General features: G+C 60.7%; 16 protein-coding genes. 5 read left to right on the plus strand and 11 right to left on the minus strand.

Annotation, left to right across the window (positions count from 1 at the left end; all coding sequences use genetic code 11):
• Positions 1-98 precede the first annotated feature (98 nt).
• Positions 99-257: a hypothetical protein gene (locus BUC04_RS23860; RefSeq protein WP_156479991.1), complete on the plus strand. Its 159-nt coding sequence runs from the start codon at positions 99-101 to the stop codon at positions 255-257.
• On the opposite strand, the gene tadA is transcribed toward BUC04_RS23860, so the two are convergent.
• Complete coding sequence (gene tadA / locus BUC04_RS05705) at positions 218-730, minus strand: tRNA adenosine(34) deaminase TadA (RefSeq protein WP_067659127.1); 513 nt, start codon at positions 728-730, stop codon at positions 218-220. The two genes, BUC04_RS23860 and tadA, sit on opposite strands and share 40 nt — an antisense overlap.
• 81 nt (positions 731-811) lie before the next feature.
• Complete coding sequence (gene punR, locus BUC04_RS05710; RefSeq protein ID WP_067659130.1) at positions 812-1,717, minus strand: DNA-binding transcriptional activator PunR; 906 nt, start codon at positions 1,715-1,717, stop codon at positions 812-814.
• Positions 1,718-1,841: 124 nt separating this feature from the next.
• On the opposite strand from punR, the gene punC reads away from it, so the two are divergent.
• Positions 1,842-3,029 carry a purine nucleoside transporter PunC gene (punC, locus tag BUC04_RS05715; RefSeq protein WP_067659133.1) on the plus strand — a complete coding sequence of 396 codons (1,188 nt, stop codon included), beginning with the start codon at positions 1,842-1,844 and terminating at the stop codon, positions 3,027-3,029.
• 77 nt (positions 3,030-3,106) lie between these two features.
• On the opposite strand, the gene BUC04_RS05720 is transcribed toward punC, so the two are convergent.
• Entirely contained in the window at positions 3,107-3,646 is a 540-nt protein-coding gene (locus BUC04_RS05720; RefSeq protein ID WP_067659136.1) for a porin family protein, read from the minus strand.
• A 303-nt stretch (positions 3,647-3,949) separates the two neighbouring features.
• Between BUC04_RS05720 and BUC04_RS05725 the strand changes: the two genes are divergently transcribed.
• The 3 genes from BUC04_RS05725 to BUC04_RS05735 all read left to right on the plus strand — a co-directional run bounded on the left by BUC04_RS05725 (position 3,950) and on the right by BUC04_RS05735 (position 6,679).
• Positions 3,950-4,492: a TetR/AcrR family transcriptional regulator gene (locus BUC04_RS05725; RefSeq protein ID WP_067659139.1), complete on the plus strand. Its 543-nt coding sequence runs from the start codon at positions 3,950-3,952 to the stop codon at positions 4,490-4,492.
• Entirely contained in the window at positions 4,489-5,565 is a 1,077-nt protein-coding gene (locus BUC04_RS05730) for an alcohol dehydrogenase family protein (protein WP_067659142.1), read from the plus strand. Before BUC04_RS05725 ends, BUC04_RS05730 begins: the two co-directional genes overlap by 4 nt.
• Positions 5,566-5,743: 178 nt before the next feature.
• Entirely contained in the window at positions 5,744-6,679 is a 936-nt protein-coding gene (locus BUC04_RS05735) for an MBL fold metallo-hydrolase (RefSeq protein WP_067659144.1), read from the plus strand.
• Positions 6,680-6,745: 66 nt separating this feature from the next.
• On the opposite strand, the gene BUC04_RS05740 is transcribed toward BUC04_RS05735, so the two are convergent.
• From BUC04_RS05740 to BUC04_RS05775, 8 genes are all read right to left on the minus strand, one after another.
• The gene (locus tag BUC04_RS05740; RefSeq protein WP_067659147.1) at positions 6,746-7,093 is read right to left on the minus strand and encodes a hypothetical protein; all 348 of its coding nucleotides are present in this window, start codon (positions 7,091-7,093) and stop codon (positions 6,746-6,748) included.
• A gap of 223 nt (positions 7,094-7,316) precedes the next feature.
• Positions 7,317-8,279: a flavin reductase family protein gene (locus BUC04_RS05745; RefSeq protein WP_067659150.1), complete on the minus strand. Its 963-nt coding sequence runs from the start codon at positions 8,277-8,279 to the stop codon at positions 7,317-7,319.
• A gap of 79 nt (positions 8,280-8,358) precedes the next feature.
• Positions 8,359-10,035, minus strand: a complete 1,677-nt coding sequence (gene hcp, locus BUC04_RS05750; RefSeq protein WP_067659153.1) for a hydroxylamine reductase — start codon at positions 10,033-10,035, stop codon at positions 8,359-8,361.
• A 246-nt stretch (positions 10,036-10,281) separates the two neighbouring features.
• Positions 10,282-13,131, minus strand: coding sequence for an FAD-binding and (Fe-S)-binding domain-containing protein (locus tag BUC04_RS05755; RefSeq protein ID WP_067659155.1), 2,850 nt, complete (start codon positions 13,129-13,131; stop codon positions 10,282-10,284).
• Positions 13,132-13,207: 76 nt separating this feature from the next.
• A complete protein-coding gene (locus tag BUC04_RS05760; RefSeq protein ID WP_073325695.1) occupies positions 13,208-14,884 on the minus strand; it encodes an L-lactate permease in 1,677 nt (558 codons plus the stop codon).
• A 741-nt stretch (positions 14,885-15,625) separates the two neighbouring features.
• A complete protein-coding gene (locus BUC04_RS05765) occupies positions 15,626-16,198 on the minus strand; it encodes a LutC/YkgG family protein (protein WP_067659161.1) in 573 nt (190 codons plus the stop codon).
• Entirely contained in the window at positions 16,198-17,589 is a 1,392-nt protein-coding gene (locus BUC04_RS05770; protein WP_067659164.1) for a lactate utilization protein B, read from the minus strand. Before BUC04_RS05770 ends, BUC04_RS05765 begins: the two co-directional genes overlap by 1 nt.
• Before the next feature lie 12 nt (positions 17,590-17,601).
• Entirely contained in the window at positions 17,602-18,345 is a 744-nt protein-coding gene (locus BUC04_RS05775) for a (Fe-S)-binding protein (protein WP_067659167.1), read from the minus strand.
• Positions 18,346-18,383 lie beyond the last annotated feature (38 nt).

The following is an 18,383-nucleotide window of genomic DNA, read 5'->3' on the forward strand; positions in this document are numbered from 1 at the left end:
GGGGTCATCTTGTTGTCACATCGAGGACACGAGACCGTCATCCAAGATCCGCACTCTCGTTTGAGAGCACTTTTAACAACCAACCAAGGAGGTTAGCCATGGCACGAGCCAATCGACGCCGCAAAGCGCTGCATAGCCTCAGCGAACGCCGCCGGATGTGCCGTAAGCGCACCCATATGCGTGTCGTTCACCGCAGCAAGATGTTCACTCAGCTGATTCAGGCTGAGGAACTGGTGTCTTCCGACGCCGCCCTCTGAGCCTGTTTCAAGGCTTTCTTCTCAGCCCTGCGACGACGGAAAAAGGCACTTAGCTGTTCCGCGCAGGGCTCAGACAACACCCCTCCCACCACCTCAGGCTGATGATTCAAGGCCGGATGATCCAGCAGGTTCATCACGCTGCCGGCTGCGCCGGTTTTCGGGTCGTAGGCCCCAAACACCACGGTGCCGATGCGGGCATGCACCAGTGCCCCGGCGCACATGGGGCAAGGCTCCAGGGTGACGTACAGGGTGGTATCCAGCATCCGGTAGTTAGCCAGCTTAGGGCCAGCCTGACGCAGACACTGCATCTCTGCATGGGCTGAAGGGTCGTGATCGCAGATAGAGCGGTTATAGCCCTCCGCCAGCACCTCATCACCGCGCACCAACACCGCGCCCACCGGAACCTCGCCCAGTGCTTCGGCCTTGGCCGCCAGGGTCATGGCGTGCCGCATCCACTTCTCATGCTGTTCCAACTGTCACCCCGTGGTCATCGTTGCTGTTGCTAATGACAAAACCGCGCCATTGTAGCGGCCTGTGAGCCAATTGCCAGCCCACTACTGGGCCAGCCACTCCCGGTGCAGCTGGTCGCTGTCGCCCAGGTAATCCAGCAACCAGTTGAGCAGGGCATTGTCGCCATCCTCCTTGCGCCAGGCCAGGCAGCAGGGGCTGGGCCGCAGGCCCTGGTCAAAACGACGCTCCACCAGCCGGCCCCCAGCCAGCAGCGGACGGGCCAGGTGGCGGGGCATGTAGCCGATCCCCAGTCCATCCAGCAGACAGGCGCTGGCATTCTTCCAGTCTGGCACCAGGATCCGCCGCTGGTTATCCAGCAGCCAGCTGGTGCGCTTGGGCAGGGTGCGGGCGGTATCCTCCAGGCCAATCACCGGGTAGCGGGCCAACTCAGCCTCGGTCAGTTCAGTCAACGCCGTTACCGGATGCGCCGGCGCCATCACCAAGGCCCAATCCAGACTGCCCATCTCCCGCAGGCCAAAGTCGCCCCCCACCGGGATAGCGGTGGTGGCGCCAATGGCGATGTCGGCCCGGCCATCCGACAGGGCATCCCAGACGCCGTTAAACACCTCCATGGAGATCACCAATTCGGCATCATCGAAGGCGGTGTAGAAGTCGTGCACCAGGGCAGTGACCCGGTCCGCCTTAACGATATTGTCCAGCGCCAGGTTGAGGCTGCGCTGCCAGCCATTGGCCACCCGTTGGGTATGGCGGCGCACCTGCTCCAGCTCCCGCAGCCACTGCCGTACCTGGGTTAGGAAGTGCTCACCGGCGGGGGTCAGCACCACCTGGCGGGCCTGACGCTCGAACAGCACCACCCCCAGCTCCTGCTCCACCTGGCGCACGCCGTAACTGATGGCAGAGGGAACCTTATGCAGCTGCGCTGCCGCCGCGCTGAAGCTGCCCAGGCGGGCAACGGTGTCGAGCATCACCAGGGTTGATTGAGCAAACATGTTAGCTTTCAAATTTTTTGATAGGTTGAGCCAAAATATAGCGTTTAACAGCCAGCTTTTCAGCCTTTAGACTCTGCCAGCGTTTTGAAATCAGCCCAATGGGCCTGACAAAAGAGTTCACACCATGAAAGTATCCAAACTGGAGCTGGTCTACCTGGCTGGCCTGTCCATGCTCGGCTTTATCGCCACCGACATGTACCTGCCGGTATTCAAAGAGATGGAAGCCTTCTACCAGACCGGGCCGGAATCCATCGCCCTGTCACTGTCGCTGTTCCTGGCGGGCCTGGCCGGTGGTCAGCTGCTGTGGGGCATGGCTTCCGACCGCTTCGGCCGCCGCAACACCCTGCTGGCCGGCCTGGTGATCTACACCCTGGCCTCCGCCGCCCTGGCCTTCAGCACCGAGATCTGGCAGCTGCTGACCCTGCGCTTTGTTCAGGCCATCGGCGTCTGTGCCCCGGCAGTGATCTGGCAGGCGATGGTGATCGATCGCTACCCCGGTGAAAAGGGCCAGCAGATCTTTGCCACCATCATGCCGCTGGTAGCACTGTCTCCGGCGCTGGCACCCCAGCTGGGCGTTGGCCTGTCGCTGATGCTGGGCTGGCAAAGTATCTTTGTTGCCCTGACCGTACTGGGCCTGGCCCTGGTGGCCATGACCCTGCGTTTCCCCAACCAGGTACCGGCCCGCTCCGGCCGCTCAGTGTGGGGCGATGTCCGTGCCCTGCTGGGCTCCCGGGTGTTCATCGGCAATGTCACCATCTTTGGTGCCGCCTCCGCCGCCTTCTTCGCCTACCTCACCGGCATGCCGGAGATCATGGCGAGCATGGGCTACGACGCCAAGGCGATCGGCCTCTCCTTCGTGCCCCAGACCATCGCCTTCATGCTGGGCGGCTACCTGGGCAAACGCAGTGTCGCCCGCTGGGGTGACAGCAAGGTACTCAAGGGCCTGCTGGCGCTGTTCGCCGTAACCGCCGCCACCCTGACCCTGGTGGCTCAACTGCCGCTGACCCAGATCTGGGCGCTGCTGCTGCCATTCTGCTTCCTGGCCGTGGCCAACGGTGCGATCTACCCCATCGTGGTCAACCGTGCCCTGTCCAGCGCACCGGAGTGTGCCGCTACCGCGGCGGGCCTGCAGAACAGCCTGCAGATCGCCATCAGCTTTGGCGCCAGCGCCATCGTTGCCGCCCAGGCCAGTCGTGCCCTGCCGATCACCGGCCTGGTGATTGGCGCCGCCGCCGCCCTGGTGCTGGCCGGCTACGCCCTGTCCCGCTCCGGCAACGGCTCAATGGCCGCGGCCAGCCAAAGCGCGGCCTAAGCGCGTCCGCTCAACCCACAGCAAAACGCCATCGGCTCTCACCGATGGCGTTTTTGTTGGCCTGGGGAAAATCGTTATCAGAAACGGTAATCCAGGGCGATGCCCACCCGCTGGCTGTCTTCCACGGTCAGGCCACGCTCTTCGTAGTCCATATCCAGGTATTGGTAGCGCAACTCGGCACTCCAGTTGTCGGTAAAGCGGTACTGCATCCCCGCCTGGCCACCCCAGGTGAAGTCGTTGCTGTTCTTACCCTGCAGCTTGTTGCCAACGCCGCCCATGGACACCCCAGCAAACGCCTGCAGACGGCCATCGTGGGTCAGCGGGATCAGGTAGTCATAAGAGGCCAGGAACAGGTGCTGCTCGTGCTTGTAGCGACTATCGTCCCGATCAAACTTGTCCTCTTTGTAGGAGTAGCTGCCCATCAGGCGGTGATGGTCATTGAGTACCGCGCCCAGACGCAACTCGTAATAGAGATCGTCGCTGTCTTTGCGGATGTCCCCTTTGATGGTGTCCTGCTGATAGCCGATGCCACCACCGACAAAGTAATCCACGTCCATGGCAGCGGCGGGCAGGCTAATCAGGCCGGTTACGAGCACAGCAGTTAGGGTCTTTTTCATCATCATCTCCTATACATCAGTAAGTTACAGCTTCACCTTACGACGCACTTGCTGAACGTTTTCTGTACTAATCCGGCCGGTTTAGAGTGCTGACTCCAGGGTTCAGACTCGGTTGAGATTGGGTTTGGAACGAATTCAGTTATCCAGAAAGGCCGGCCTTTTAGGCAGAGATTTCCGAGCTATCCACCGCTTTATGCCCCTGCCCTGCTGTTGGTGATCGAAGGATTGACCGAGGTAGAGCGATTGATCTACCATCCACGTAGAACGAACACTCTACCACCCCCAGATGCAGCAGGAATCCCTATGACCGAGTCACCGGTACCCTCCACCAAAGTGGCGATCGCCGCCCGGTTGGAGCAGGCCTTCAGTGAGCAGGGCTTTGCCGAGCCCGGTGTGGCCCAGCTGAAAACCATCAGCCAGGTCAGCCTGCGTACCCTCTATAAGCACTACCCTTCCAAGGAAGCGATGGTGATTGGTGCGCTGGAGCACCGCCATCAACGCTACAGCACCCTGTTGCAGGGCACCGAGTCGATGACACCCAGTGAGGCGGTGAATGCGCTGTTTGATCGGCTGGCGGATTGGATGCGTGATGAGGCGCCCCACGGCTGCCTCTCGGTCAACGCCCTGGCAGCCTTTCCCGACAGCGCAGCAATACGAGACGCCGTCAATGGCCACAAGCAGGCGGTTCGTCAGCAGTTGGGACGATTGAGCGGACGACCCGATCTGGCCACCGCCTTGTTCTTGTTGCACGAAGGGGCCTCCAGCAGTTGGCCCCTATTGGCCGATGCCGCCATTGACGCCGCTCGCCAATCCGCACTCACCCTGATTTTGGAAACCCAAGCATGAGCCAAGACAAAACCCAAGCGACCCCTACCCTGCCAGCGCGAATGAGCGGGGTGGTGCTCACCGGTCACGGCGGCCCCGAGGTGCTGGTGCACCGCAACGACCTGCCCACCCCCCAGGCCGGCCCCGGCGAGGTGGTGATCAAGGTGGCAGCGGCGGCGGTGAACAACACCGACATCAACACCCGCCTGGCCTGGTACTCCAAGTCCGACGGCGACAGTGCCGATGCCAGTTGGAGTGGTGAGGCACTGACCTTTCCCCGTATCCAGGGGGCCGACGTTTGCGGCACCATCGTCGCAGTGGGTGATGGAGTCGACCCGGCCCGCCTGGGCCAACGGGTACTGGTGGAGCCCTGCCTGCAAGAGGTGGCCGGCCAGGCCCTGGCCACCCCCTGGTACTTCGGCTCCGAGTGCGATGGCGGCTTTGCCGAATACACCAAGGTCGCGGCCCGTCACGCCCACGGCATTGACAGCGCCCTCACTGACGTGGAGCTGGCCTCCTTCCCCTGCTCCTACTCCACCGCAGAGAACATGCTGACCAAGGCTCAGGTTGGTGCCGAAGATATCGTGCTGGTCACCGGTGCCTCCGGCGGGGTGGGTTCTGCCGCCGTGCAGCTGGCCAAGGCCCGGGGAGCACAAGTGATCGCCGTCACCAGCCCCAGTAAAGCGGCCGAGCTCAAGGCCCTGGGCGCCAGCCAGACCTTGGGACGAGACGACGACCTGGTGGCCACCCTGGGCCATAACAGCGTCACCGTGGTGATCGATCTGGTGGCGGGACCGGCCTGGCCGAAACTGCTGGAGGTGCTCAAGCCCCAGGGCCGCTACGCAGTCGCTGGCGCCATCGCCGGCCCGATAGTGGAGCTGGACGTGCGTACCCTCTACCTGAAGGACTTAAGCTTCTTCGGCTGCACCGTGCTGCAGCCCGAGGTGTTTGCCAACCTGGTGGGTCGCATTGAGCGCGGCGAGATCCGCCCGTTGGTGGCGGACACCCTGCCGCTGACGCAGATCGCCGAGGCACAGGAGCGGTTCCAGCAGAAACGCCACACCGGCAAGATCGTGCTCGAGGTCGCGCGCTAAGCTGGCCTGTCACGACCAGTTGCAGGGCTCAGCGGCCAATCACCGCTGAGCCTTTTTCTACGCCCGCCATTATTCCAGGTCACAAAACAGCGGTGTTGCCACAGGGTGTCGCAAAATGACCGCCCAATCCCCCTTAGCTCCTACCTATACTGCCGCCGCACCAAGGTAGGAGATGAGAGTGAAACTGACCAGCATGTTTTTCGCAGCTGCCATGCTGCCCGCCACTTTGTGGGCAGCCCCTGCACCCAGCCAGCAATGTCCAGACAAGGGAGCCTATGTTCAGGTGCTGGGGGCCGGGGGACCGGAGCTGACCACCGGCCTGGCTTCCACCAGCTACCTGATTTGGCAGGATGGTAAGGCTCGAGTGCTGATCGACGCCGGCGCCGGTACCGCGATGAACTTCAAGCAAGCAGGGGCGCAGATGGCCGATCTGGACGCCATCCTGATCTCCCACATGCACGTTGACCACGTCGCCGATCTCATCAGCCTGCTCAAGGCCAGTTACTTTGACGGCCGTGAGGTGCCATTGCCCATCTATGGACCAACCGGCAACCAGCTCACCCCAGGGATGACGGACTACATGCAGCGCCTGCTGGGTTTGGAAGGACTTTATCCCTATCTCAACAACTTCCTCGCCGAGGCACCGGATCCCAGCTTTAGCAAGGCCAGCTATCGCTGGGTGCCACGGGACATTCAGCCCAGTGAAACCCCGACAAGCTTTGCCTTGGGCGATCTGAGGTTTGCCAGCGCTGACGCCAAGCACGGTGGCGTCCCGGCCCTGGCCTGGTCCGTTACCCTGGAAGACAAAACCCTGTTTGTCACCGGCGACAGCAGCGGCCCGGGTTACCTCAAGGCGATGGCGGATGAGGCGGATATCATCATCGCCCACAATGCCCTACCGCAAAGCTACAGTGGCCCGGTGGAGCGCCTGCACATGAAGCCCGATGCCATCGCTACGATCGTCGGCCAATCTAAAGCCAGCACCCTGGTGCTCAGTCACTTTCTGGATCGCACCGCCACCTCGAGCGTTCAACAAGAGACTCAAGTCGTACTAGCGGCAAGCTTCAAAGACGAGATTGCCTTTGCCCAAGACTTCGATTGTTACCCGCTCTGACAACGAGGCAAAAGCAAGAAACGCCACCCCTTTGGGTGGCGTTTCTGTTCGCTGTCTTTCGTTGGCTCAGGGGCGCTTCTCCGCTACCACATCCCCCTCAACCACATAGGCTTCAGAGCCAAACAGGAACGGAATGTAGAAGGTTTCCCGCTTGATGGTGGCGTTCTCCAGCGCTACCCCATTGGGCACCGACTCAATGGTGTTGTCGATCGCCTCCTCCATGTTGGGGAAGCCGGTGGGGATAAAGCTGATGATGTAGGAGCGATCCTCGCCGGCCACCCGCTCCACTCGCTCGTATTTGTCTGGGGCATCCACATCGATGTTCTTGGTGGTGACGTAGGTGAGGTCCGCTACCCGGACTGAACAACCCGTGGCCAGCAGGGCCGCCAACAGGGCGGCAGCAATTGTGCGCATCACAATGTTCCTTGGTTAATGTGCTGATGAACTCCTGGCTTTGGCGCCAGGGCTGACCTTCATGGCCAGATGCTGGTCACTTTATTCATACACCATACGCTTTAAAAGGTTTGCTTAAGCCTGCCTCACCGGCAGTTCAGCTTTTGTTCAACCTATTGGTTAGGGGCAATAAAAACGCCGTGACAAGCACGGCGTTTTGCAGTCGAAAGGGGGGTGGATTGATTCAGTCTTCCCACTCCAGCGACATATCGCCGGTGACCGTGGAGGAGCACGCCAGGAAGTAGCCCTGCTCTATCTCCTCCTCGCTCAGCCCCATGGTGGAGCTGGTCTGCAGCTTGTCCTTCTCACCCTGGCACTTGCAAGAGCCGCACACCCCGGTACGGCAGGCCGCCAGGATCGGGATACCGCCGGCTTCCAGGCTGTCCAGCACCGTCTGACCCGGTAGGATCGGCAACTCGATGCCATCCACTGCCAGGGTGTGACCGCTGCTGGTGTCAGCTGAGTCCAGCGCTGAGGTCTGGGTATGGAACGCCTCGCAGTGCACCCGCTCGGCCCCCAGGGACCGGGTCATCGCCTCAGCATCGCTCATGTAGCCTTCCGGGCCACAGATCATCACACTGCGTGCCGCCACGTCGGTCACCAACTGGGCCAGCTGTTCACCATCCAGACGCCCCTGCTCAGCGCTGAAGCGCCAGTGCAGCTGGAATTTGGGGTAACGCTGGGCCAGGAACTCCAGCTCCCGGGCAAACAATCGATGGCTGGCATCGCGGACGCTGAACAGCAGCACGACGTCCGCCTCCGGCTCCCGCTGCAGCCGATCCCGCAACATCGAGAACAGTGGCGTGATGCCACAGCCGGCGGCCATCAGCAACCAGGGGCCAGAACCAGCCTGAGTGCTGGTAAAGTGGCCCGCCGGCGGCAAAGCCTCCAGTTGATCGCCCTGCTTGAGGTGGTCGAGCAGATGGTTGGAGACCCGACCGCCGGGCACCCGCTTGATCGCCATCTGCAGGCGCGACTCGCCGGGGACCGAGCTGAGGCTGTAGGCCCGCACTGAGGTGCGCCCCCCGATGGGCACCTTCAAGGAGACAAACTGGCCCGGCTCGAACGATACCGGGGTGTCGGCCATAAAGGTAAAGCGGGTCACATCGGCGGTTTCAGCGGCGACCCCTACGCAGGTGAGTTGCATCGACACACTCCTTCCGTCATGTCAGCGGGAAAAAAAGCCCCGCAGTCTCTGCGGGGCAAGGGTGGCGTCCTAGCCGGACTCAAGCGGCGAGCATGTCTGCCAGGTCCTGCTCAACGGTGGTGATCAGGCGCAGACCAAACTGTTCATTCAGAGCAGCTACCAGGTTGTCGGTGAGGAAGGCCGGTGCAGTGGGTCCAACCCGGATGTCCTTGATCCCCAGTGCCAGCAGGGTCAGCAGAATGGCGATCGCCTTCTGCTCAAACCAGGACAGCACCAGCGACAGCGGCAGCTCGTTGACACCGCAGTCAAACGCCTCAGACAGCGCCAGGGCCAGCTGAATGGCGGAGTAGGCGTCGTTGCATTGGCCTACATCGAGGAAGCGCGGCACCCCGTTGATGTCGCCAAACTCCAGGTCGTTGAACTTAAACTTGCCGCAGGCCAGGGTCAGGATCAGGGTGTCCTTCGGCGCCTGGGCAGCGAACTGGGTGTAGTAGTTACGCTCGGCCTTATCGCCGTCGCAGCCGCCCAGCAGGAAGAAGTGCTGGATGTTGCCGGCCTTGACCTGGTCGATCACCGCCGGGGCAGCTTCCATCAGGGCGTTGCGGGCGAAGCCGGTGGTGGTGTAGTGCGGGATCTCGTCGTAGCGGAAGCCCTCGCAGGCCTGGGCGGTGGCGATCACCGCACTGAAGTCGTCGCCTTCCAGGTGGGTGACGCCGGGCCAGCCCACGATGGAGCGGGTGAACAGGCGATCGCCATAGCCTTCAATACCGCGACCCGGGTTGGGATCGATGAGACAGTTGGAGGTCATCACAATGGCACCGGGGAAGGCGGCAAACTCCTTCTGCTGGTTTTGCCAGGCGGTGCCGTAGTTGCCCACCAGGTGGGGGTACTTGTGGCCCAGCTCCGGGTAGGCGTGGGCCGGCAGCATCTCACCATGGGTATAAACGTTGATGCCGGTGCCCTGGGTCTGCTCCAGCAGGTGTTGCAGGTCAATCAGGTCGTGGCCAGACACCAGGATCGCCTTGCCCGCCACCGGCTTCATGTTGACCTTAACCGGCTTGGGATGACCAAAGCGCTGGGTCTCGCCGCTGTCCAGCAGCTCCATCACGCCAAAGTTGAGCATGCCGATATCCATGGAGAGCTTGAGCAGCTCGCCCATATCACTGGGGTCTTCCCCCAGGCGCGCCATGATGCGGTGCAGTTCGCCGTAGAGCTCATCACTTTGCTGACCCAGTACCCGGGCATGCTCCAGGTAGGCTGCCACCCCCTTGAGGCCATACAGGCACAGCAGGCGCAGACCAACGATGTCCTCACCGACTTCGGCCAGGCCACGGTTCACCAGGGTCTCCGGCGCCCGGGCCAGCATCTCGGCCTTATCCACGGTCAGGGCAAACTGGGCGGCACCCACCGGCTCCACCGGGCTCACGCCCTTCTCCTCACAGGCCTGCAGATAGGCGGCCTTGAGACGATTGCGCAGGGCCATGGCCCGCTCGGTGTAAGCCACCAGTCGGTCGGCGTCGAAGTTGACGTTGGTCAGGGTGGAGAAGAAGGCCTGGGGTAGGTAAGTATCCACTTCGCCATCGACGATGCCGTGCTGGCGGGCCAGATGGGCGTAGGCGCTCACCCCCTGCAGCAGGTAGACCAGCACATCTTGCAGATCGGAGATCTCGGCGGTCTTGCCACACATACCGGTGCTGTAGGCACAGCCCTTGGCGACGGGGGTTTGGATGGTTTGCTCACACTGCACACAAAACATGGCTCAATCCTTAAAGTTGCATTTAATGTTCATGTTTTGATGGCAGCATACGATCCTCGCCTGCCCTTTTCATGCATTTATTTTGCAACTTATGATTTCATTGATCCGGATCACAAGATAAGCCGCCAGGGTGACCAGGGATTCGCAAATGGGGTATGGAAACCGTGATGGCGCTTTGCAAACCCAATGGCATGCAGGCACAAAAAAAGCGCCCCGTAGGGCGCTTAATCATTCAGACATCGCTGCTTAGTGGCTCTTTGCCTTCGGCTTGGAGGCGCGATCCAGCAGGGTCAGGATGTTGTTGTAGGGGATACCGGAGTAGGTGGTCAGGCCCACCTCACAGGTCGCAGACACGGAGTAACCGCTGGTGCAACCCTGGTCCTTGGTTTCCTCTTTCAGGTGACGCAGAGCGTGCTCGTTCAGCTCCGGGTGGTTCATGCCCCGGTTACCGGCCATGCCACAGCAGCCAACCTTCTCAGGTACCACGACTTCGTTGGCACACAGCTCGGCGATGCCGACCAGATCACCGACGATACCCAGCTTACGACAGGTACAGGTCGGGTGAACGGCGATCTTGTCTTCGATCTTGCTGATCTCCAGCTTGTCCACCAGGTACTGCATGGCGAACTCTTCCGGACCGAGGATGTTCAGACGCTTATCGCCCTTGCGCTGTACCCGCTCCATACAGGTGGTGGTCTCCACCACGATGGGGTATTCACCGTTATTGGACACCTCCAGCAGCCACGCACACAGCTCGTCGGTCTTGGCGTCAGCCTGGTCGTTGTGACCATTGGACTCCCACGGCTGACCACAGCACAGACCCTTGGGCTTGTGACCGCTCACCATCTCCACCCCGGCTTTCTCAAACAGGGACTTCACTGCGACCGGCGCGGACGGCTGGTCCTTAGCCTTCGGCGAGTTACCGAACATGCTGTGAACACAGGCCGGGAAGTACACCACCTTGGTGTCACCCTCGGTGCGCAGCTCCGGCAGCGCCTTGGCGCGGCTCGGCATGCCTTCGCTCCACTGCGGCACCGGCATACCCAGCGGCAGTTTACGGGCAACCTTGGTCACCGCAGTCAGGCCTTTGTCGCCAATCACCGCACGGGCCACATCGGTCGCGCCCAGGGCAAAGCGTGCCACCGGCTCCAGGGTGCCGAACTTCTCGGCGGTGAACTTGGCCAGCTTCTTCTCGCCGTCGGTGGCGATCTCGGCACGTACCGCTTTCACGTACTTACCGGTGTCGATACCCATCGGACAGCCGCTCTGACACAGGCCATCACCGGCACAGGTCTCCAATGCGAAGTAGGGGTACTGCTTCTTCAGATCCGCCAGTACTTCCGGCTCCTGGCCGGTGGTTTCCAGGGTCTTCATCACCCGGGCAACGGCGGTGCGCTGACGCGGAGACAGGGTCAGACCGTGGGCCACACAGTGCTGCTCACAGAAGCCACACTCGATGCACTTGTCGACGATGTCGTGGATCTTCGGCAGCGGCTTGAAGCCTTCCGCGTGACAGTTCGGGTCGTCGTTGATGATCACGCCCGGGTTGAGGATCCCGGCCGGGTCCATCACCTGCTTGACGCGGTTCATCAGGGCGTAGATCTCGCTGCCCCACTCCTTCTCAACGAAGGAGGCCATACCGAAGCCGGTACCGTGCTCCGCCTTGAGGGAGCCGTCGTACTTCACCGCCACCAGCTCCACCATCTCCTGCATGAAGCGGTCGAAGCGATCGATCTCTTCCTGGGTGCCGAAGTTCTGGGAGAAGATAACGTGGTAGTTGCCTTCCAGCGCGTGGCCGTAGATCACCGCGTCGCTGTAGCCGTGGGCGAAGGAGAGCGCCTGCAGATCCAGGGTCGCCTGGGGCAGTACCTCGATGGGGAAGGCCACGTCCTCGATCACGCAGGAGGTGCCCGCCGGACGCATGGAACCAGCCAGCGGGAAGACCGCCTTACGGATCGCCCACATGTTGGTGATCTCAGCGGTGTCCTGGGTGAACTCCACCTCACGGTAGAGGCCGTGCTTAGCCATGATGCCGCTCATCTTGGCGATGTTGGCCTCAACCTGCTCCTGGCTCATGCCGAAGGTTTCGAACAGTACCGCGGTGACGTCCTTATGGATGTCCGCCAGGAACTCCGGGGTCTGGTACTTGGAAGCCGCAACGGCCTTCAGGGCGAAGTTGTCCAGCAGCTCAGCGGCGTTGGTCTCGTCAAAGGCGTCCTGACGCAGTTCAACGATCGCCTCACAGGCGCCCTTGAGGGAGTCGAAGTACACCATGGCGGAGGCGGAGTGGGTCGGCTTGACCACGCTCTTCATGGTTACCTCGGACAGGAAGCCCAGGGTACCCTCGGAGCCCACCATCAGGCGCAGCAGGATGTCGAACGGATCGCTGTAATCCACAAAGGAGTTCATGCCGAAGCCGGTCACGTTCTTGATGGAGTACTTGCGCTTGATGCGGGCCACCATGGCTTCGTCCGCCATGATGGTGTCACGGATCTCGGCCAGACCTTCCAGCACCTCGGGGCGCTTCATCGCAAACTGCTTACGGCTCTCTTCGCAGCCGGTATCCAGCACGGTGCCGTCGGCCAGGATGATGCGGGCAGAGTCGATCAGGCGGTAGGAGTTGTGGTGGGTACCACAGTTCATGCCGGAGGCGTTGTTAGCCACGATACCGCCGACCATGGCGGAGGTGATGGTGGCCGGGTCCGGGCCGAACTTCCAGCCCAGCGGGGCCAGGATCTGGTTGACCTTGGCGCCGATCACGCCAGGCTGCAGCTTGATGCGGGCACCGTCATCCAGCACTTCGTAGTCGGTCCAGTGCTGGCCGGCTACCATCAAAACGGAGTCGGACAGGGCCTGACCACACAGCGCGGTACCAGCGGCACGGAAGGTCACCGGGGTCTTGGCTTCGTGACACAGGGTCAGGGCGTTGGCCACTTCCGCTTCGTTCTCCGGGTGCAGTACCACCTGGGGGCGCTTCTGGTAGAAGGAGGCGTCGGTACCCCAAGCCACGCGGCGCAGGTTATCGGTGTAGACGCGGTCTTGGTGCAGGGCCAGGGACAGCTTGTCCGCCAGCACGGAAAGGTTTGCTTGCAACATAATTCAGTACTTCCTATGTCAAAACAGCAAAAGCCAGGGGCTCTCGCCCCCAGCTCAAAGTCTTACAAGTGGTGGTTTACAAACCGCCCCAGATAAAGGCGATGGTGCCTGCGACCATGGCGTAACCCAGCGCTACCGGCAGGGTCTTACGGATGATCTCAGACTCGCGGCCGGCCATGCCTACCACGGTGGCAGCCGCCACAACGTTCATCACACACATCATGTTACCGGCGTTAGCACCGATACCCTGCAGAGCCAGCGCCAGGGCGTGGTTCATGCCGATGTTGTCCGCTACGCCGTATTGCAGGCCGGAGAACATCATGTTGGAGAAGGTCGCGGAGCCGGACAGGAAGGCACCGAAGATCCCCACTACCGGCGCCATCCAGGCCCAAACGGCGCCCATGGAGTTGGCCAGCAGTTCCGCCAGCTGAGTCGGCATGGAAGCCAGGCCCAGGCTGTTTTCGCCGGAGTTGAGGAAGATCTTCACCATAGGTACGGACGCACCCAGGGAGATGATGGTCGGTACCATGGACTTGCAGGAGGTGGTGAAGCTGTTCTTAAAGGCTACCGGCTTCATCTTGAAGATGAAGAAACCCAGGATACAGACAGTCACGAAGAAGGCGCCCGGGGCGTACAGGGTTTGGAAACCCCAACCCAGGTTGGTACCCATGATGCCAGAACCGCCGATGTTGAAGCTCAGCAGGAAGGACTTCAGCGGCGCCACGGTACGGGACAGCACCAGCAGAGCGGCCATCACCAGGTAAGGGGCCCAGGCAGCCACTTGGGAGATCTCGTTCTTGGTGGCGGCAGCACCGACGGATTGCGGCTGGCCAGCAACCGGGGCTTCGGTCTTGACGTCGTCGCTCTGGGCGAAGTCATTCCAGGGCTGCGCCGGCAACAGGAAGCCTTTCTTGGCGGCCGGGATAACGATGGCCATGCCGATCAGGGCACCAATCACGGAGGGGAACTCCGGACCGGCGATGTAGTTGATGGCCCAGGCCGGGATGGTAAAGGCCAGACCTGCGAACAGAGCAAACTTCCAGATCGCCAGACCTTCAGCGAAGGACTTGTTGCGGCCGAAGAAGCCGGTCAGTACCGCCACCAGCACCAGCGGGATCAGCGAGCCGGTCACCAGGTCAATGGTGATCATGTGCAGGGCGATAAAGCGGGCGTAGTCAGCGAAGCTGCCACCGTGCTCGGCGATCTGGGCAGCGGCCATGGAGACACCGCCTTCCATCAGGCCTTGCTCCATACCGAACAGCACCGGCAGACCAATAGCACCGAAGGACACGGAGGTGGAGTCGGCGATCAGCGCTACCACAGCGGCGGCGATCGGCGGCACACCCAGCAGCACCAGCAGCGGCGCACCGATGGCGGCCGGAGTACCGAAGCCGGCAGAACCTTCAATGAAGGAGCCGAACAGCCAGCAGATGATGATCACCTGAACCCGGGCATCCGCACTGATGTTGGTGAAGCCGGCACGGATGGTGTCCATGGCGCCGGAGTTCTTCAGGGTATTCAGCAGGAAGATCGCACCAAAGATGATGCTCAGAGGGGTAATGGCAGAGTAGAAGCCTTCCACGATGGAAGCCATCAGGTAGGTGCCATCCATCTCCCAGACGAAGAGAGCGACCAGGCCGGTCAGAACAGCGGAGATGGGCATGGCACGGGAAGCTGGCATGCGCATCAGAACCAGGAACACCAGTACGGAAATAACCGGCGTCAAGGTGGCAAGAGTTTGAATAAATGTCACGGGCAGTACCTCAGGGTCATCCAAGACGTTGTCAAATATCCTAGTATGAATTTCGTTGCGCGCTCTGAATTATAGATTTGATATTAAGGCGCGCAGCCGTGGAATATTCTTTGCGAATAACAGAGACAAAACCGTGATCTACATCAATCGTGCCAACTTGTTATGGACTTTCAGCCGGTCCTGATACGCCTTGTCACACCCGGGGCAAAAGGTGGGACCACCATCACAAAACCCCTCGGTTAGCTGTCAAAGAAAAACAACTCGATCGGTTGAAAAAAGGCTGGCCCCTGAAAGAATAAATCACATAAAATCAATTACTTAAGTGACATTTGGCATACTCACTTCGAGCAATTCTTCGTCATAAATCGCTGTATCTTGCTTTAGTTCCAAAATGTGAAGTTGCGCAGGTAAAAAGCGAGGTCGGACTGAACACCTCAGAATGGCGGGATTTGCCGTAATAAAAGGGTCATTAAATTATCACTGGACCATTTTGTCCCAAGCCACCCTGCCAATTTGTCGCAAAAAGACAGGTAAATCCAGCCACTTGAACTAATTCTCATTTCCATGCGGCAATATTATGTAATTCAATTACAGAACCAGGGTCAATATGAAAGGATTTGATTAATTTAAGACTGAATCATCCACAAATATTTCCGGATATAAGCGGATAAACAATAGCCTATTAATTATCAGGTCATAAAAAAGGCACCCCGAGGGGTGCCTTTTTCAAAATTGCCATTGTTAGCCCAGCAGGAAAACCGTCATGGAGCTGGCACCGTGGGCACCGATCACCAGTGCCTGTTCGATGTCTGCGGTCTTCGACGGACCGGCGATAAACACGCCATGTTCGCCCCGGGCCATGTCGATGGCCGGCACCGCCTGATGCATGGTGGCAAAGATATCCCCCGCCTTGACCACCACCGCCAGGTGCTCGGTAATGTAGGGCGCGGCCCGGTGGCCCATGGCCCCCTGCTCGATAAACACCGCGCCATTTTCCGCTACGGCAAAATCGGCCCGGATCAGGGTGTGATCCACATTGCGCAAGGCATGGGGGCTATCATCCAGCGGGCGATTGCCGTTGAGCCCGTCCACCAGGCTCATCACCTGTTCACCGTTCTCCACCTTGGCGTCCAGGTAGGCCTGGATCGCGTCGGTGCTGGTGACGGGGATCAACTGACCGCCAACCTTCTCAACAGAGGCCGCCAGGAGTTCCGCCAGATCCCCCTCCAGTTCCGGCGCCAGGATCTCCGGCATCGGCTGGTTGGGCAGATTCAGTTCAGCCAGATTGGCCAGGATTGCTGCACGACTGGACATCAGATGTTCCCCCGGTGCTTGTTGAACCATTTTTCAAAGGAGCCGGTCTCCGGCGCCAGCGGCAGTTCCCGGTGTTCGGTCCAGGCACCGCCAAAGGGCTTCATCACCGAGCCCGGCAGGATCCGCAGGGCACCGCGGGCCATGCCCATGGAGCTGTTCAGACAACCTTCGCTGCCCATGAACTTGCCCACCAGCGGCATGTAGCGGCCCTTGCCATAGGGCAACTTGCCCTGCTTCGCATGGATCTTGCGCCAGTGATGGATGATCTGATCCAGCGGCACCTTGGTGGGGCACACCTTGGTGCAGGAGCCACACAGGGTGCAGGCCCAGGCCAGGGAGTTGGTTTCGTCGTCACCGGCGGACACGGCGATGCCGATGGGACCGGGGATCAGCGCGTTGTAGCTGTAGCCACTGGAGCGGCGGTACACCGGACAGGTGTTGAGACAGCCACCACAGCGGATGCACTTGTAGGCTTCCGCCAACAGCGGATCCTTGAACAGCTCGGTACGGCCGTTATCCACCATCACCACGTGCATCTCGCCGCCCTGTTTCGGGCCCTTGTAGATGCTGTTGTAGGTGGTGCTGGGCTGACCGGTGGCGTTACGCGCCAGGGTCCGGGTCAGCACGCCGACCGCATCCAGGTTGGGGACGATCTTATCGATGCCCATGCAGTGGATCTGCAGCTTGGGCAGGTTGGCGCCCATGTCGGCGTTGCCTTCGTTGGTGCACACCACCACCGAGCCTTCGCTGGCCACCGCCATGTTCACCCCGGTCAGGGCCGCGTCGGCGCTGAGGAAGTGATCGCGCAGGTGGTAACGAGCCTGCTTGGTCAGGTAGGTGGGGCAGGAGGCGCCCTTCTCGGAGCCGATCTTCTCGTGGAACAGCTCACCCACTTCCTCTTTCTTGAGGTGGATGGCGGGCACCACGATGTGGCTCGGCGGCTCCTGACGCAGCTGAATGATGCGCTCACCCAGGTCGGTGTCGATCACCTCGATCCCCTGCTTTTCCAGGTAGGGGTTAAGGTGACACTCCTCGGTCAGCATGGATTTGGACTTCACCAGCTTCTTAACCTGGTGCTTCTGCAGCAGGCCCAGCACGATCTCGTTGTGCTCCTTGGCATCCTTGGCCCAGTGCACCACGATGCCGTTCTTCTCACAGTTGGCTTCGAACTCTTCCAGGTACTTACCCAGGTTGGCCAGGGTGTGGTGCTTGATCTCGGAGCCGAGCTGCTTCACCCGCTCCCACTCGTCGCCGCCAATGCTGTCTGCAGCCTGGTCACGCTTGTGGCGCAGGTTCCACAACGCCTTGTCGTGCCAGTTCACCCGGTCTTCATCGCGGTTGAATTTGGCCGCCGCGCTGGCGTGGGTTTCCAGTTCTCCTAACAGTGCCATCGGTGTCTCTCCTTACAGCGCCATGTTGATCACTTCAGCAATGTGCAGGGTTTTCACCGGGTATTGCTGACGACGAATCACACCATCCAGGTGCATCATGCAGGAGGGATCAAAGCCCACCACGTAGTCGGCCCCGGTATCGGCGTGGGCCTGGGCCTTGTCTTTGCCCATCTTGCCGGACACGGCGCCCTCATCCAGGGCGAAGGTGCCGCCGAAACCGCAGCACTCATCACGGCGCGCCGGGTAGGTGATCTCAATGCCTTCGATGTGGGACAGCAGCGCCTCGACCTTGTTGTAGCTGTAGCCTTTGGTCTCTGAGGGGGTCGCCAGATCCAGCATGCGGATACCGTGACAGGACATCTGCAGGCTCACCTTGTGGGGGAACGGCTTGTTGAAGCGCTCCAGCCCCTCGACGTCATGGAGGAACTCGGTGAGCTCTTTGAGCTTGCCGATCACCGCCTGGGCTTCCGGGCTGTCGTCAAACTCATGGAAATTCTCTTTGGCCGCCACCAGGCAGGAAGCGGCGGGGCAGACGATGTAATCGCAATCGACCCCTTTAAAGGCATTGAGCAGCTTCAGGGTGGTTTTTTTGGCGTCTTCGAAGCAACCGGAGTTGGTCATGGGCTGACCACAACAGGTCTGGCCCTTAGGCAGCACTACCCGGTGACCCAGTTTCTCCAGCAACTCCACCGTGGCGATCCCCACATGGGGAACCATGTGGTTGACCAGACACGGTATGAAAAGCGCAACTTTCATATTGTTCATCCCTCTTAGGCGTAGGCCGGCACAGGATG

It is taken from the genome of Ferrimonas marina (genome assembly GCF_900129905.1).
In the GTDB taxonomy this organism is placed as follows: Bacteria; Pseudomonadota; Gammaproteobacteria; order Enterobacterales; family Shewanellaceae; genus Ferrimonas; species Ferrimonas marina.

Bases quoted from the DNA above. Each gene is read 5' to 3' on its own strand.
- BUC04_RS05755 (WP_067659155.1), bottom strand. From the start codon at position 13,131: ATGTTGCAAGCAAACCTTTCCGTGCTGGCGGACAAGCTGTCCCTGGCC.
- BUC04_RS05745 (WP_067659150.1), bottom strand. From the start codon at position 8,279: ATGCAACTCACCTGCGTAGGGGTCGCCGCTGAAACCGCCGATGTGACC.
- BUC04_RS05765 (WP_067659161.1), bottom strand. From the start codon at position 16,198: ATGTCCAGTCGTGCAGCAATCCTGGCCAATCTGGCTGAACTGAATCTG.
- BUC04_RS05775 (WP_067659167.1), bottom strand. From the start codon at position 18,345: ATGAAAGTTGCGCTTTTCATACCGTGTCTGGTCAACCACATGGTTCCC.
- BUC04_RS05740 (WP_067659147.1), bottom strand. From the start codon at position 7,093: ATGCGCACAATTGCTGCCGCCCTGTTGGCGGCCCTGCTGGCCACGGGT.
- punC (WP_067659133.1), top strand. From the start codon at position 1,842: ATGAAAGTATCCAAACTGGAGCTGGTCTACCTGGCTGGCCTGTCCATG.
- BUC04_RS05720 (WP_067659136.1), bottom strand. From the start codon at position 3,646: ATGAAAAAGACCCTAACTGCTGTGCTCGTAACCGGCCTGATTAGCCTG.
- BUC04_RS05725 (WP_067659139.1), top strand. From the start codon at position 3,950: ATGACCGAGTCACCGGTACCCTCCACCAAAGTGGCGATCGCCGCCCGG.
- hcp (WP_067659153.1), bottom strand. From the start codon at position 10,035: ATGTTTTGTGTGCAGTGTGAGCAAACCATCCAAACCCCCGTCGCCAAG.
- BUC04_RS05770 (WP_067659164.1), bottom strand. From the start codon at position 17,589: ATGGCACTGTTAGGAGAACTGGAAACCCACGCCAGCGCGGCGGCCAAA.
- BUC04_RS23860 (WP_156479991.1), top strand. From the start codon at position 99: ATGGCACGAGCCAATCGACGCCGCAAAGCGCTGCATAGCCTCAGCGAA.
- BUC04_RS05730 (WP_067659142.1), top strand. From the start codon at position 4,489: ATGAGCCAAGACAAAACCCAAGCGACCCCTACCCTGCCAGCGCGAATG.
- punR (WP_067659130.1), bottom strand. From the start codon at position 1,717: ATGTTTGCTCAATCAACCCTGGTGATGCTCGACACCGTTGCCCGCCTG.